Annotated in this window: 14 protein-coding genes and 1 tRNA gene; 10 read left to right on the top strand and 5 right to left on the bottom strand. The window is 69.5% G+C overall.

The genetic code is table 11. The annotated features are described in order from the left end of the window. Nucleotides 1-27: 27 nt before the first annotated feature. Both rpmA and rplU read right to left on the bottom strand, forming a co-directional pair. Nucleotides 28-288, bottom strand: coding sequence for a 50S ribosomal protein L27 (gene rpmA / locus F573_RS0103840; RefSeq protein ID WP_018868976.1), 261 nt, complete (start codon nt 286-288; stop codon nt 28-30). A 34-nt stretch (nt 289-322) separates the two neighbouring features. After that, complete coding sequence (gene rplU / locus F573_RS0103835) at nt 323-634, bottom strand: 50S ribosomal protein L21 (protein WP_018936343.1); 312 nt, start codon at nt 632-634, stop codon at nt 323-325. A gap of 232 nt (nt 635-866) precedes the next feature. Between rplU and ispB the strand changes: the two genes are divergently transcribed. The 7 genes from ispB to recG all read left to right on the top strand — a co-directional run bounded on the left by ispB (nt 867) and on the right by recG (nt 8,031). Further along, the gene (ispB, locus tag F573_RS0103830) at nt 867-1,835 is read left to right on the top strand and encodes an octaprenyl diphosphate synthase (RefSeq protein ID WP_026279416.1); all 969 of its coding nucleotides are present in this window, start codon (nt 867-869) and stop codon (nt 1,833-1,835) included. Nucleotides 1,836-2,200: 365 nt separating this feature from the next. Further along, nucleotides 2,201-2,277 (top strand) — tRNA-Pro (locus F573_RS0103825). A gap of 66 nt (nt 2,278-2,343) precedes the next feature. After that, a complete protein-coding gene (gene gmk, locus F573_RS0103820) occupies nt 2,344-2,994 on the top strand; it encodes a guanylate kinase (RefSeq protein WP_026300790.1) in 651 nt (216 codons plus the stop codon). 34 nt (nt 2,995-3,028) lie between these two features. Further along, nucleotides 3,029-3,304, top strand: a complete 276-nt coding sequence (rpoZ, locus tag F573_RS0103815; protein WP_018947187.1) for a DNA-directed RNA polymerase subunit omega — start codon at nt 3,029-3,031, stop codon at nt 3,302-3,304. Nucleotides 3,305-3,313: 9 nt separating this feature from the next. Further along, nucleotides 3,314-5,500 (top strand): bifunctional GTP diphosphokinase/guanosine-3',5'-bis pyrophosphate 3'-pyrophosphohydrolase, encoded by a 2,187-nt coding sequence (gene spoT, locus F573_RS0103810; protein WP_019021512.1) that lies wholly within the window; start codon nt 3,314-3,316, stop codon nt 5,498-5,500. A 52-nt stretch (nt 5,501-5,552) separates the two neighbouring features. Continuing rightward, complete coding sequence (locus F573_RS0103805; protein ID WP_018868971.1) at nt 5,553-5,942, top strand: RidA family protein; 390 nt, start codon at nt 5,553-5,555, stop codon at nt 5,940-5,942. 25 nt (nt 5,943-5,967) lie between these two features. Next, nucleotides 5,968-8,031 (top strand): ATP-dependent DNA helicase RecG, encoded by a 2,064-nt coding sequence (recG, locus tag F573_RS0103800; protein ID WP_019021511.1) that lies wholly within the window; start codon nt 5,968-5,970, stop codon nt 8,029-8,031. Nucleotides 8,032-8,058: 27 nt separating this feature from the next. Here the strand turns inward: recG and F573_RS0103795 are convergent, their stop codons facing one another. Genes F573_RS0103795 through F573_RS0103785 form a run of 3 tightly spaced genes read right to left on the bottom strand, consistent with a single transcriptional unit; the run spans nt 8,059 to nt 11,476 of the window. Then, a complete protein-coding gene (locus tag F573_RS0103795; RefSeq protein ID WP_019021510.1) occupies nt 8,059-9,762 on the bottom strand; it encodes an alpha/beta-hydrolase family protein in 1,704 nt (567 codons plus the stop codon). Nucleotides 9,763-9,768: 6 nt separating this feature from the next. Continuing rightward, nucleotides 9,769-10,671, bottom strand: coding sequence for a lysophospholipid acyltransferase family protein (locus F573_RS0103790; RefSeq protein WP_018868968.1), 903 nt, complete (start codon nt 10,669-10,671; stop codon nt 9,769-9,771). After that, nucleotides 10,664-11,476, bottom strand: coding sequence for a tRNA 2-thiocytidine(32) synthetase TtcA (locus F573_RS0103785; protein WP_018868967.1), 813 nt, complete (start codon nt 11,474-11,476; stop codon nt 10,664-10,666). Before F573_RS0103785 ends, F573_RS0103790 begins: the two co-directional genes overlap by 8 nt. 231 nt (nt 11,477-11,707) lie before the next feature. On the opposite strand from F573_RS0103785, the gene F573_RS0103780 reads away from it, so the two are divergent. From F573_RS0103780 to dtd, 3 genes are read left to right on the top strand one after another with little or no spacing between them, the layout of a single operon-like run. After that, a complete protein-coding gene (locus F573_RS0103780; protein WP_026279414.1) occupies nt 11,708-12,067 on the top strand; it encodes a hypothetical protein in 360 nt (119 codons plus the stop codon). Between the two features lie 52 nt (nt 12,068-12,119). Beyond that, nucleotides 12,120-13,103 carry a prolyl aminopeptidase gene (gene pip, locus F573_RS0103775; RefSeq protein ID WP_019021509.1) on the top strand — a complete coding sequence of 328 codons (984 nt, stop codon included), beginning with the start codon at nt 12,120-12,122 and terminating at the stop codon, nt 13,101-13,103. Further along, entirely contained in the window at nt 13,100-13,549 is a 450-nt protein-coding gene (dtd, locus tag F573_RS0103770; RefSeq protein ID WP_019021508.1) for a D-aminoacyl-tRNA deacylase, read from the top strand. The genes pip and dtd overlap by 4 nt, the downstream gene beginning before the upstream one ends. Nucleotides 13,550-13,559: the final 10 nt, after the last annotated feature.

Below are 13,559 nucleotides of genomic sequence, written 5' to 3'. Positions count from 1 at the left end.
CGGCGATCCGGACTGCGGACGGCCGGATTACTGCTGCGGCTGGACCGTCACGAAACGGCGGTTGAAACGACCGCCCTTCTTGAACACGACCTCGCCATCCACCTTGGCGAACAGCGTGTAGTCCTTGCCGCAACCCACGTTCTCGCCGGGATGATACTGCGTACCGCGCTGACGGACGAGGATGTTCCCGGCGCTCACGGTCTGGCCGCCAAACCGCTTGACGCCAAGGCGTTTACTCTCGGAATCGCGCCCGTTCTTGGAACTGCCGCCTGCCTTCTTGTGTGCCATGTTCTCGTTCTCCCGAGTACTGTCGTGCCGCAGCTCAGCCGGCGATGCCGGTGATGCGCACGGTGGTGTAGTGCTGCCGGTGGCCCGCCTGCTTCATGCTGTGCTTGCGGCGCCGGAATTTGATGATGCGGACCTTGTCGCCGCGGCCGTGGTCCTCGACTTTGGCGGTGACCTTGCCGCCATCGACCACCGGGGCCCCGACGCGGACATCGTCACCCGCACCCACCATCAGCACCTGGTCGAAATCGACCTCGGAACCGACTTCGGCGTCGAGCTTTTCGATGCGGATCACGTCACCTTCGGCGACGCGGTACTGTTTACCACCTGTTGCGATGATCGCGTACATTTCCCTGGGACTCCGTTGCGATGACCTGTATGGACCAGGTGCTGATGACTGGTCTCGCGAAAGGGCGGCAATGCTAGCAGCACCCCCGCCGGGGGTCAACGTTTCCGCCACCCGTATTGCTTGACACCCCGCCACCCCCTTTCTAGCATGCCGGGCTCGTCATTTGCTGGAGGCGGCGCGCGCGTGCGGGCCTGCCGAAACCGACCCCACCCTCACCGGCCTGCCGAACCGCATGTCCATAGACGCCATCCGAGAGCTCGCTGCCGACGACATGCAGGCAGTCGACGCCTGCATCCGCGACCGGCTCAGCTCCCCCGTGGTGCTGATCAACCAGCTCGGACACTACATCATCCACAGTGGCGGCAAGCGACTGCGGCCGTTGCTGGCGACCCTGTCGGCCCGGGCCTGCGGTTACGAAGGCGACAAGCACGTCACCCTGGCGGCGCTGGTGGAGTTCATCCACACCGCGACCCTGCTGCACGACGACGTGGTGGATGCCTCGGAGATGCGCCGCGGCAACGAGACCGCGAACCACATCTTCGGCAACGAGGCCGCCGTGCTGGTGGGTGACTTCCTCTACACCCGCGCCTTCGAGATGATGGTCGAGATCGACTCGATGCGGGTGATGGAGATCCTGTCGCGCGCGACCAACGTGATCGCCGAAGGCGAAGTGATGCAGCTGATGAACTGCCACGACGCGGATGTCGACGAGGCGCGCTACATGGACGTGATCCAGTCGAAGACCGCCAAGCTGTTCGAGGCGGCCTGCCAGATCGGCGGGATCCTGGCGCAACGCGACGCCGCCGACGAGGCCGCACTGGCACGCTACGGCATGCACCTGGGCACCGCGTTCCAGCTGATCGACGACGTGCTCGACTATTCGGCCGACCCCGAGGTGACCGGCAAGCAGCTGGGCGACGATCTCGCCGAGGGCAAGCCGACCCTGCCGCTGATCCACGTGCTGCGCGAGGGCAACGACGCCGAAAAGGCCGTGGTGCGCCGGGCGATCGAACAGGGCGGGCGCGAGGAAACCGACGCGGTAATCGCGGCGATGCACTCCACCGGCGCTCTGGATTACGCCCGGGCGCGCGCGGAAGCCGAGACCGACGCGGCCATCGACGCCATCGCCGGGCTGCCGGACAACCCCCACCGCCGCGCGCTGGCGGACATCGCCCGCTTCGCCGTGGGCCGCGATCACTGACACCGCGTTCACCGCCCACGCGCCCCGTTCACCCCCCATCATCATTCGTGCCCCGTCATTGCGCGGAACCCCTCCGCGTCATTGCGAGGAGCCGAAGGCGACGTGGCAATCGGCCGAAGCCGACTGCATGCAGGATCAGGTGGCTGCGGATGGAGATCGCCACGTCGCTGCGCGACTCGCGATGACAAGGGGGAAGCTTCGGGACTCGCGATGACGAGGGGGGAAGCCTCGCGACTCGCGATGACGAGGGGGAAGCCTCGCGACTCGCGATGACAGGGAAAGGTCTCGCGACTGGCGATGCCGGACCGGGCGCCCGGGGGCATGGACAACTCCGGATCAACACGGCACAATACTCAGCTCAGCGTCGGAGTGTAGCTCAGCTTGGTAGAGCACTGCCTTCGGGAGGCAGGGGTCGAAGGTTCGAATCCTTTCACTCCGACCATTTCCCGATTTCTCCGGTCGGGCGGTGCATCCGGCACCGCCCGGTCCTCCTTCGGCGGACGCCAGCATGACCGTTTCTTCCCGGCCCGCACGTGGCACGCTGTACATCGTTTCCGCACCCTCCGGTGCCGGCAAGACCAGCCTGGTCGGCGCACTGCTGGACAGCGTCGAGGACGTCGAGGTCTCGGTCTCGCACACCACGCGTCAGCCGCGCCCGGGCGAGGTCGACGGCATCGACTACCATTTCGTTTCGGCGGAGACCTTCCTCGGCATGATCGAGGACGGCAAGCTGCTGGAACACGCCAAGGTGTTCGACAACTTCTACGGCACCGCACTGGCCAGCGTGAACGAACGCCTGGACGCCGGTTTCGACGTGATCCTGGAGATCGACTGGCAGGGTGCCCGGCAGGTCCGCGCCGCGGTGCCGGACTGCCGCTCGGTCTTCATCCTGCCGCCTTCGCGCACCGAACTGGAACGTCGGCTGCGCGGCCGTGGTCAGGATAGTGAGGAGGTGATCGAACGCCGCCTGCGTGATGCCGAGTCGGACTGCACGCATTACCGCGAATACGACTACACCGTGGTCAACGCGGAGTTTGATCAGGCTCTGCGGGATCTCGCCAGCATCTTCCGCTCCAACCGGCTGCGCACGGTGGAGCAGGAGATCCGCTCGGCGGACACCCTGAACAACCTGCTGGCCGGTGCCCGGGCATCGGCCTGACATACGCAACAGACGCAACAGCCGGAGCAAGACCATGGCCCGCATAACCGTCGAGGACTGCCTCGAAAAAGTCGACAACCGCTTCGAGCTGGTGATGATGGCCGCCCGTCGCGCGCGTCACATCGCCCACGGCAAGGAACCCCGAGTGCCCGAGAACAACGACAAGCCAACGGTCATCGCCCTGCGCGAGATCGCAGCGGGCGTGGTCGGGGCCGAGGTGTTCGACGAGCACGACGAGCGTCCGCAGAACCAGATGCTGGATTTCTCCACGATCCGGCACCTGGAACAGCTCGAAGCCGACGAACGGTAGGTGGAGCCCATGGCCGCTGGGCTGTCCGCGCCCGGGGCCGTCTCCTCGGCTCCCTCGGGCTCCGCACGTTTCCTGATCAGCGACCTGTGCGCTGAGCTCGAGGCGTATCTGGAGCCGGAGCAGGTCGAGGAGGTCTATCGCGCTTACCTGTTCGGCGCCGAGGCCCACGACGGCCAGACGCGCAAGACCGGCGAGCCGTACATCTACCATCCCCTGGCCGTGGCCCGCACCATGGCCGAGATGCGCATGGACCACCGCGCGATCTGCGCGGCCATCCTCCACGACGTGATGGAGGACACCCCCACCAGCAAGGACCGCATCCACGCCGAGTTCGGCGAGGAGGTCGCGGAGCTGGTCGACGGGGTCTCCAAGCTGACCCACCTGCAGTTCCAGTCGAAGGCCGAGGCGCAGGCAGAGAACTTCCGCAAGATGATGCTGGCGATCACCCGCGACATCCGGGTGATCCTGGTCAAGCTGGCCGACCGCCTGCACAACATGCGCACCCTGGGCGTGATGCGCCCGGACAAGAAACGCCGCATCGCCAACGAGACCCTGGAGATCTACGCCCCCATCGCCCAGCGCCTGGGCATGAACGCGATGCGCCGCGAGCTGGAGCACCTCGGGTTCACCGCCAAGCATCCGTGGCGCGCGGCGGTGCTGGAGAAGGCCATGCGCGAAGCCCGCGGCAACCGCCGCGAGCCGATGCGCAACATCGAGCAGGCGATCTGCTCGCGCATGGAGGCCGCGGGCATCGAGGGCCGCATCACCGGGCGCGAGAAATCGCTCTACAGCATCTACCGCAAGATGCGGTCGAAGCGCAACACCTTCGAGGACGTCTTCGACGTCTTCGCGATCCGCATCGTGGTCGACAGCATGGACACCTGCTATCGCTCGCTGGGGGTCGTGCACAACCTGTACAAGCCGGTGCCGGGGCGCTTCAAGGACTACATCGCGATCCCCAAGTCCAACGGCTATCAGTCGCTGCACACCGTGCTGTTCGGTCCGCAGGGCATCCCCATCGAAGTGCAGATCCGCACCACCGAGATGGACCGCGTGGCGGAGAGCGGCATCGCCGCGCACTGGCAGTACAAGGCCGGCGGCGAACTGGCGCAGACCGCGCAGAGCCGCGCGCGCGAATGGCTCAAGGACGTCCTCGAGATCCAGAACAGCGTGGGCAACTCCATCGAGTTCCTGGAGAACGTCAAGGTCGACCTGTTCCCCGACGAGGTCTACACCTTCACCCCGAATGGCGACATCCTGGTACTGCCGCGCAATGCCACGCCCATCGATTTCGCCTACGCGGTGCATTCGGATGTGGGCAACCGCTGCGTAGCGGCCAAGATCGACCGTCAGCTGGCGCCGCTGTCCAGTCGCCTGCAAAGCGGCCAGACGGTGGAGATCGTCACGGCGGAGGGCGCCCGGCCCAACCCGGCCTGGCTGTCCTTCGTGGTCACCGGCAAGGCCCGCAGCGGCATCCGCCACTGCCTGAAGTCGATGCAGACCGACGAGGCCCGCGCCCTTGGGCGGCGACTGCTGGAAAAGGCCCTGTCCGCGCTGGACACTAGCCTGGCGCGGGTTTCCCCGGCGCAGCTGGACCAGCTGCTGGACGCCATGCAGCTGCCGGATCTGGACGCCCTGCTGGCCGAGATCGGCCTCGGCAACCGCATGGCCGGCCTGGTGGCCCGCCAGCTGACGGGCCTGGAGACCGCCGAAACCGCGGAAGTCGAGGGCGAGACCAGCGGCGACGAGACCCCGACCCTGGCCATCCGCGGGACCGAGGGCATGGTCCTGAATTACGGGCGCTGCTGCTATCCCATCCCGGGCGACCCGATCGTGGGCCAGCTGAGTGCCGGACGCGGGCTGGTGATCCATCGCGAGAACTGCCGCAACCTGCACGAAGGCCGCGAGCGCCCCGACCGCACCATCGACCTCCAGTGGTCGCACGAACCGGGCCTGCAGTTCACCGCCGCGATCCGCACCCGCACCGCGAACCGTCGCGGGGCGCTGGCGGAGATGGCCGCGAACATCGCCGATCAGGGCTCGAACATCGAGCACATCTCCTTCAACGAGCAGGACGGGCATTCCACCGCGATGACCTTCCTGCTCACGGTGCGCGACCGCCGGCACCTGGCGCAGATCATGCGCATGCTGCGGCGCCTGCCCGACGTCCTGAAGATCTCCCGCCCGCGAGGCTGATGCGGTAAGGTGCCGGTCGCACAGTTATGGCGCACAGCAATCAGGAGACCTCATGTCCCGCGAAGTGATCCAGACCGAAACCGCCCCGGCCGCCATCGGCCCCTACTCGCAGGCGGTGCGTACCGGCGACACCCTGTACCTGTCGGGCCAGATCCCGCTGGACCCGGCCACCATGGAACTGGTGGACGGAAGCATCGAGGCCCAGATCCGCCGGGTGTTCGACAACCTCGCCGCGGTGCTGGAAGCCGCCGGCGCCGGGCTGGGCGACATCGCCAAGCTCAACATCTACCTCACCGATCTGACCCATTTCCCGCTGGTCAACGAGCTGATGAGCGAATACTTCGGCGAGCCCTACCCGGCGCGCGCGGCCATCGGCGTGGCCGCCCTGCCCAAGGGTGCCCAGGTGGAGATGGACGCCATCGCCTGGTGCCCGCGGGGCTGAGGCCCCGCGCCCCGGAGCACTGCAGATGGACCTGCAGGCCCCGCTGACCGAACTCACCGGCGTGGGACCGCGCCAGGCCGAGCGCCTGGCGCGGCTGGGCCTGCATGTCTGCGGCGACCTGCTGTTCCACCTGCCGCTGCGCTTCGAGGACCGCACCCGCATCACCCCGCTGGACCGTCTGCGCCCGGGCCGCGCCGCCCTGTTCGAAGGCGTGGTCGAGCGCAGCGAGGTGGTGATCCGCCGCCGGCGCATGCTGGTGGTCACCCTGGGGGACGGTCAGGGCCTCATTACCCTGCGCTTCTTTCACTTCGGCAACGCGCAGCAGAAACGCCTGGCGACCGGGACCCGGGTCCGCGCCTTCGGCGAACCACGGGGCGTGCCCGGGGCGCTGGAATGCGTGCACCCGGAGACCGAGATCGTCGATCCGGACGCCCCGCCGGCGCTGGAACAGCGCCTGACCCCGGTCTATCCGGTCACCGACGGCGTGTCGCAGCCGCTGCTGCGCAAGCTGGTGCGCCAGGCCCTGCCCGGTATCCGGCAGCTGCCCGATCTGTTGCCGGAACTGGAGCGTGACGGCCTGCCGCCGCTGCAGCAGGCCGTGCAGGACCTCCACCAGCCGCCACCCGACGCGCAGACCGCGACGCTCGAGCCTGGCATCGACGGACGCTCGGCCGCGCAGACCCGGCTTGCGCTGGAGGAACTGGTCGCGCACCAGCTCGCCCGCCTGCAGCATGCCCGCAGCGAACCCGACGAATACGCCTCGGCGCTGGATCCGCTCGGCGATCTGTGGGAACGCCTGCATGCCGGACTGCCGTTCCCGCTGACCGGGGCCCAGCAGCGCGTGATCGGCGAGATCCGCGCGGATCTCGCCCGCCAGCAGCCGATGAACCGTCTGCTGCAGGGCGACGTGGGCTCGGGCAAGACCCTGGTGGCGGTGGCCGCGGCGCTGGCCGCGGTGGAGGCCGGCTACCAGGTTGCGTTCATGGCCCCCACCGAGCTGCTGGCCCGCCAGCACGCACGCAACCTGGCCGCCTGGCTGGAGCCCATGGGGATCCCCGTCGCCTGGCTGGGAGGACGCCAGGGGCGCAGCGAACGCGGCCAGCTGCTGAACGAACTGGCCAGCGGGGCGCGGCCGGTGGCCGTGGGCACCCATGCGCTGTTCCAGGAGGACGTGCATTTCCATCGCCTCGGGCTGGCGGTGGTGGACGAGCAGCACCGCTTCGGCGTGCATCAGCGCATGGCGCTGCGCGAGAAGGGCAACGGCCACACCCCGCACCAGTTGATCATGACCGCCACGCCCATCCCGCGCACCCTCGCGATGACCCTGTACGCCGGGCTGGAGACCTCGATCATCGATGAACGCCCGCCGGGGCGCACGCCGGTGCGCACGGCGCTGATCAGCCACGAACGCCGCGACGAGGTGATCGAACGCATCCGCGTGGCCTGCGGCGACGGCACCCAGGCCTACTGGGTGTGTCCGCTGGTGGAAGACTCGGAGCAGCTGGAGGCCGAATCCGCCGAGGCCACCCGCGAGCGCCTGGCCGAGGCCCTGCCGGGGCTGCGCATCGGGCTGGCACACGGACGCATGAAGGGCAGCGAGCGCGACCAGGTGATGGAGGAATTCCGCCGCGGTGCGATCGACCTGCTGGTGGCGACCACGGTGATCGAGGTCGGCGTGGACGTGCCCAACGCCAGCCTGATGATCATCGAGAATGCCGAGCGCATGGGCCTGTCGCAGCTGCACCAGCTGCGCGGGCGCGTGGGGCGCGGCAATGCCGCCAGCGCCTGCGTGCTGCTGTACCGCCCGCCGCTGGGCGACACCGCGCGCGAGCGTCTGGAGGCGATGCGGCGCACCGACGACGGGTTCGAGATCGCCGAGGTGGACCTGCGCCTGCGCGGGCCGGGCGAACTGCTGGGCACCCGCCAGACCGGCGACCGCAGCTTCCGCGTGGCCGACTGGTCGCGTGACCAGGACCTGCTGCCGCGCGCTACCCGCATCGCCGAGGGGCTGCTGCAGGATCCGCCGCGCGGCGGCGCGCTGATCGAGCGCTGGCTGGGGGATGCGACCCGCTACGGCCAGGTCGGCTGACGCCGCACCACGGGCTCTGCCCCCGGCTCAACCACCACCCAGGTGGTCCTTGAGCCGCTGCAGCTCGTCTTCCGACCAGCCTTCGGGATCCGTCACGTGGCGCCAGGCGTAGACATAGTGTTCCGGGGCATACACATGGCCGTAGCCCACCGGGGCATCATCCGCGGCGGCCACGTCGATCGCCAGCTGCAGCATGGTCACGACCGGGTACCATTGCAGCTTGTCGGTCACGTCCGGGCCGCGCGGTTCTTCCATCCATTCCGGCTGGCGGTAGAAGGCCTCGGGCTCGAAGAAGGTGACGGGGTCACTGGCGTACTGCAGGTACACGATGCGCATGGCCCCCCATTCGGCACCGGGGATCTCCAGGTGCGGATCCTGGTTGGTGAAACGCACGATGGAGCTGTCGCGAAAACGCGGCAGCCACGCGGGCGAATCCGGTTCGCGCTGCGCGGTGATCTCGCGCCAGGCCTCGGACCGGAACGGCGGCCCGCTCCACAGCGCACCGGAGAACGGATCGCCGACGATGTCGTACAGATCCGCCGCGCGCTCGGAATTCAGCGCCCCCAGGCTGAGACCATGGAGATACAGCTCGGGGCGCTCCTCGGCAGGCAGCTCGCGCCAGTAGCCGTAGATCTCGGCGAACACCGCCTGCGCGGTCTCCAGCCCGTAGGATGACTCCGACATCAGCGACAGCCAGCTGGGCAGGTAAGAGTACTGTACCGCCACGGAGGCCACGTCGCCGCGGTGCAGATATTCCACCGCCTGCATCGCGTCGCGATCCACCCAGCCGCGCCCGGTGGGCGTGGCCAGCACCAGCACCGAGCGGTCGAAGGCATCGGTGCGCCGGAGTTCGTCCAGCGCCAGGCGGGCCCGCTCCTCGATGGTCTCCGCCGCGTTCAATCCGACATAGACCCGCTGCGGCGCCGGGGTCGGCTCGCCGAAAAATTCGCTCATCTCGCCGCGGGTGGGGGTGAAGCCCACGTAGCGCCGGCCGTGCTGGCCGAGGTCCTCCCAGCCGATCAGCGATGCCTCGCTGCCCGACAGCAGCGGGTCGCCCGGGTGCTCCACGTCCGCTTCCATGCGCACGTCGAACTGCTGAAAGGTCCGGTCGGCCGTGCGCAGACCGTATTCCAGCAGCACCCCGTCGATCACCGCCCAGAACAGCGACAGCGCGACGATGACGCCGGTCACGTTGGCCAGCCGCCGCGGAATGAAACGGCGCAGACGCACGGCCACGAAGCGGAAACTGAGCAGGAACAGCCGCCCCACCGCCAGCGCTGCCGCAAACACCGCCAGGCCGATCATCCCGGTACGGAACGGATGCGCGCTGTCCACCGGGTCCAGCTCCATCAGCTCGCGGATCGAGTTCTGCCACTGGGCCGCCTGCATCAGGAACGCGACCGCGATGATCGCGCACAGCACGGCGGCGACGCTGACCATGATCCGGTGCACCCGCTCGCCGGCCTCCGGCAGCTCGAGGTAGGCCCACAGCCAGTGCAGGAAGACCCCGAGCAGATAACCCGCCGACAGGGAGATCCCGGACAGGATGCCCTGCATCTCCCAGGTGCGCGGGATCAGGCTGGGCGACAGCGAAGCGGCGAAGAACAGCGTGCCCAGCAACAGCCCCGGCACCGACAGCGAGGCCGCCAGGCGCCGCGCCCAGCCCGGCGCCAGCCAGCGGGGCAACGGGATGCGGGCGGCCAGACGGGCCACGGAATCGGGGAACGACATGACGCGTCAGCGGCGGGCGTACACCGACGGCTGTCCCGGCGGTGGTGGGTGGAAGCGCTTGTAGGCCCAGTTGTACTGCTCCGGGCAGCGCCGCACCAGGTCCTCGACGATGCGGTTGATCGCCGCGGCCGCGCGCGCGGGATCCGGGTCCCGCACCCCGGGCCCGGCCTCGATCTCGTGGTAGCGAAAGCCGCGCCCGCGCGGCAGGCGTTCGGCGAACAGGAACACCACGTGGTCGTCGCGCCCGCGCAGCAGGCGCGGCAGCAGGGTCATGGTCAGGGCCTGGCGGCCGAAGAACGGCGCGTGCACGCCCGAGGCCCCCTTCGGGCTCTGGTCGGGCAGCACGCCGATGATCTCGCCGGCATCGCGGGCCTTCTGCAGGATGCGCAGCCCGGAGCGGTCGGCCGGCGCCAGTTTCGCCCCGGTGGCGGCGCGCGCCTCGCGCACCCAGCGGTCGATCTCGGGGGTGGCGAGCGGACTGTAGAGCGAGGCCATCGGCCCGTGCATCGCCGCGTGCAGGCCTGCGAATTCCCAGGACCCCAGATGCGGCGTGGCCAGGAACAGCGCCCGCCCGGGGGCGCGCTGCTGCAATCGTGTATAGCGCGGCGGCGCCTCCGCCAGCGCCGCCAGGCGCTCGGGCGAGGCCCGCCACAGCCAGGGCGATTCGGTCAGCGAACGCGCCATGGCCTGCAGCGAACGCCGCGCGGTGCGCCGGTGCCAGGCCGGGTCCATGTCCGGGAAACACAGCGCCAGATTGATGCGCGTGAGCCGCGCCGAACGCGTGGGCAGCAGCCAGACCAGGGTGCCGAGCAGCCCGCCCAGCGCGTGATTGACCCGCAGCGGCAGGCGCCCCAGCACCCGCAGGACCATGCCGATCAGGCGGTCGCGCAGCTGCCGCCGCTCAGCCATCGGCCGGCTCCCCGCGGGGCACCGGTTCCGCGGACCGCGGCCCGTTTGAAGCGGCGGGGGCCTCGTCCGGCCCCGGAATCCCGCCCTCGGTCATCAGCGGGCGCAGGGTGGTGCGCAGGTTGCGGAACAGTTCGCCGAACTCGCCCTCCTCGCGCGCCAGCAGCGCCTTCATGTGCTCGCGCCGGGTGGGCATGGAGAAGCAGGCCGGGCAGTTGTCGAGGATCACCGGCAATCCGGCCGCCTCGGCAAAGTCGCGGGTCTGGCGCTCGCGCACGTAGACCAGCGGTCGGATCACGCGCAGGTCGCCGGCGTCGATGCGGTAATGGGCCTTCATGGTGCGCAGCTGACCACCGTGGAAGGCACTCATCAGGAAGCTCTCGGCGAGGTCGTCCAGGTGCTGGCCCAGCGCCAGCACGTTGTAGCCGTGCTCGCGCGCGGTGCGATACATCAGGCCGCGTTTCATGCGCGAGCAGAAGGAACAGAACGAGTCGTTATCCATGTGCTCGCCGGCCAGCTCGGCGATCGGCTCGGAGACGAAGTGATACGGGATCCCGTAGCCGCCGAGGTAGTCCTGCAGGCGCTCCGGGTCGAAGCCGTCGATCTCCGGGTCGATGGTCACCGCACCCACCTCGAAATGCACCGGCGCGCGACGCGCCAGCTCGTGCAGCAGCCACAGCAGGGTCAGCGAGTCCTTGCCACCGGACAGACCGACCAGCACGCGGTCGCCGTCACGGATCATGTCGAACTCGCGAATCGCCTGACCGGCCAGACGGCGGATGGAGCGGGGTACGGACGGTGTTTCCATCCCCGCAACATAGGGACGGGGCGCGGCCCGCGCAAGCCCCGGCGCCGACCGCGAGGGGATGCACCGGGGCGGTGCGGCTGCCCTTGAGCGCGCGGGCGTCTGCACCAGCCCGGTTCACCCGCGCGATCGGGGTCCGGCACCCGGGCGCCCCGGACGGGAAAGACGGGGCGCCCCCCCCCGTGGCACCGGGGTTGCATGGGGACCGGGACGGACACCGCGCGGAACTTCGACATGTACGACCGCAAGACCCTGACCCTCGCCGGCGAGCTCAAGCGCGCCCTGCGCAGCGAGTTCCCGGCGGTGGGTCGCCTCTCGTTCGCCGACCCGGATTTCATGGAGGTGCTGCTGGATTATGCCGGCCGCAGCCGATCGAGCATGGTGCAGGCGGCGGCGATGACCCTGCGGGGGCATCTGAGCGCCCCGGCGGCATCCCGATCCGAGGCCGATGCGGACGCCGACAACGCGCGGGAAGAAGGTTCGGCCGCGGAGCCGGGGGAGACACCGGACACCCCGGGTACAACCGATGCCGCCGAACCCGCGAAGAAGAAGGGTCGCCGGGTCTATCGCGGGAAGGTGATCGACGACGACTGACAGCCGCGCCGTTTTTGGCCAGACTTGGGGCTCGTGTAACTCGAGGCCTGCCATGGACGCGCTCTACCCCCCGACCGAACCCCATACCACCGGCACCCTGGAGGTTGGCGACGGCCACCGCCTGTACTACGAGGAATGCGGCAACCCGGAGGGCATCCCCGCGGTATTCCTGCACGGCGGCCCCGGGTCCGGCTGCGAGCCCTGGCATCGACGGTTCTTTGATCCGGCACGCTATCGCATCGTGCTGTTCGACCAGCGCGGCTGCGGCCGCTCCACCCCGCACGCCAGCCTGGAGGCGAACACCACGTGGCACGCGGTGGCCGACATCGAAAGGCTGCGGGAGGAACTGGGGATCGAGCGCTGGGTAGTGTTCGGCGGGTCCTGGGGCTCCACCCTGGGGCTGGCCTATGCGCAGACCCAGCCCGGCCGGGTGCTGGGCCTGGTGCTGCGCGGGATCTTCCTGTGCCGGCCGCGCGACATCCAGTGGTTCTACCAGTCGGGGGCCGACCGCCTGTTCCCCGAGGCCTGGGCGGCCTATCGCGACCACATCCCTGCGGAGGAACGCGACGACCTGGTGGCGGCCTATCATCGGCGCCTGACCGACCCGGACCCGGCGGTGCGCGAGGCGGCCGCGCAGGCGTGGTCGGCCTGGGAGGGGCATGCCTCCTGCCTGATCCCCAACGACGACGTGATCGACCACTTCGAGGATCCGGAGGTGGCCCTGAGCCTGGCGCGCATCGAGTGCCACTACTTCAGCCACGACACCTTCCTGGAACCGGACCAGCTGCTGCGCGATGCCGGGCGCCTGCGCGACATCCCGGGCTTCATCGTGCACGGGCGCTACGACGTGGTGTGCCCGGTGGAGCAGGCGGTGGCGCTCGCCGAGGTCTGGCCCGAGGCGGATCTGCAGATCGTCCCGGATGCCGGGCATTCGGCCGCCGAGCCGGGGATCGCGCGGGCGCTGGTCGCCGCCACCGATCGCCTGACCCACCTGGCGGGCGGGCTGGAGCCGGGCAGTGGCAGGGCGCGGACATGATCAGCCTGATCCAGCGGGTCAGCCGGGCGCGGGTGGAGGTCGCCGGGGAGATCATCGGCGAGATCGACACCGGACTGCTGGCACTGGTGGGGGTGGAACCGGACGACGACGAATCGGCGGCCGAACGCATGCTCGACCGCCTGCTGGGCTATCGCGTGTTCCCGGACGAGGAGGGACGCATGAACCGCTCGCTGGGCGAAGCCGGCGGCGGGCTGCTGCTGGTGCCGCAGTTCACCCTGGCCGCGGATACCGGCAAGGGCATGCGCCCCAGCTTCACCACGGCCGCTCCCCCGGAGCGTGGCGAGGCCCTGTTCCACCACCTGCTGCAGCGGGCGCAGCGGCGCCACGAACCGGTCGCGACCGGGCGCTTCGGCGCCGACATGCAGGTGAGCCTGACCAACGACGGCCCGGTCACGTTCTGGCTGCAGGCCCGGCCCCGGGGCTGAACCGCGTTCG

The organism is Thioalkalivibrio sp. ALE23 (assembly GCF_000378545.1).
In the GTDB taxonomy this organism is placed as follows: Bacteria; Pseudomonadota; Gammaproteobacteria; order Ectothiorhodospirales; family Ectothiorhodospiraceae; genus Thioalkalivibrio.
This window is presented reverse-complemented; position numbering and strand designations above follow the sequence as displayed.

What these genes read in the sequence shown, in the direction of transcription:
- rpmA (WP_018868976.1), bottom strand. Translation starts at nt 288, where the DNA reads ATGGCACACAAGAAGGCAGGCGGCAGTTCCAAGAACGGGCGCGATTCC.
- rplU (WP_018936343.1), bottom strand. Translation starts at nt 634, where the DNA reads ATGTACGCGATCATCGCAACAGGTGGTAAACAGTACCGCGTCGCCGAA.
- ispB (WP_026279416.1), top strand. Translation starts at nt 867, where the DNA reads ATGTCCATAGACGCCATCCGAGAGCTCGCTGCCGACGACATGCAGGCA.
- gmk (WP_026300790.1), top strand. Translation starts at nt 2,344, where the DNA reads ATGACCGTTTCTTCCCGGCCCGCACGTGGCACGCTGTACATCGTTTCC.
- rpoZ (WP_018947187.1), top strand. Translation starts at nt 3,029, where the DNA reads ATGGCCCGCATAACCGTCGAGGACTGCCTCGAAAAAGTCGACAACCGC.
- spoT (WP_019021512.1), top strand. Translation starts at nt 3,314, where the DNA reads ATGGCCGCTGGGCTGTCCGCGCCCGGGGCCGTCTCCTCGGCTCCCTCG.
- F573_RS0103805 (WP_018868971.1), top strand. Translation starts at nt 5,553, where the DNA reads ATGTCCCGCGAAGTGATCCAGACCGAAACCGCCCCGGCCGCCATCGGC.
- recG (WP_019021511.1), top strand. Translation starts at nt 5,968, where the DNA reads ATGGACCTGCAGGCCCCGCTGACCGAACTCACCGGCGTGGGACCGCGC.
- F573_RS0103795 (WP_019021510.1), bottom strand. Translation starts at nt 9,762, where the DNA reads ATGTCGTTCCCCGATTCCGTGGCCCGTCTGGCCGCCCGCATCCCGTTG.
- F573_RS0103790 (WP_018868968.1), bottom strand. Translation starts at nt 10,671, where the DNA reads ATGGCTGAGCGGCGGCAGCTGCGCGACCGCCTGATCGGCATGGTCCTG.
- F573_RS0103785 (WP_018868967.1), bottom strand. Translation starts at nt 11,476, where the DNA reads ATGGAAACACCGTCCGTACCCCGCTCCATCCGCCGTCTGGCCGGTCAG.
- F573_RS0103780 (WP_026279414.1), top strand. Translation starts at nt 11,708, where the DNA reads ATGTACGACCGCAAGACCCTGACCCTCGCCGGCGAGCTCAAGCGCGCC.
- pip (WP_019021509.1), top strand. Translation starts at nt 12,120, where the DNA reads ATGGACGCGCTCTACCCCCCGACCGAACCCCATACCACCGGCACCCTG.
- dtd (WP_019021508.1), top strand. Translation starts at nt 13,100, where the DNA reads ATGATCAGCCTGATCCAGCGGGTCAGCCGGGCGCGGGTGGAGGTCGCC.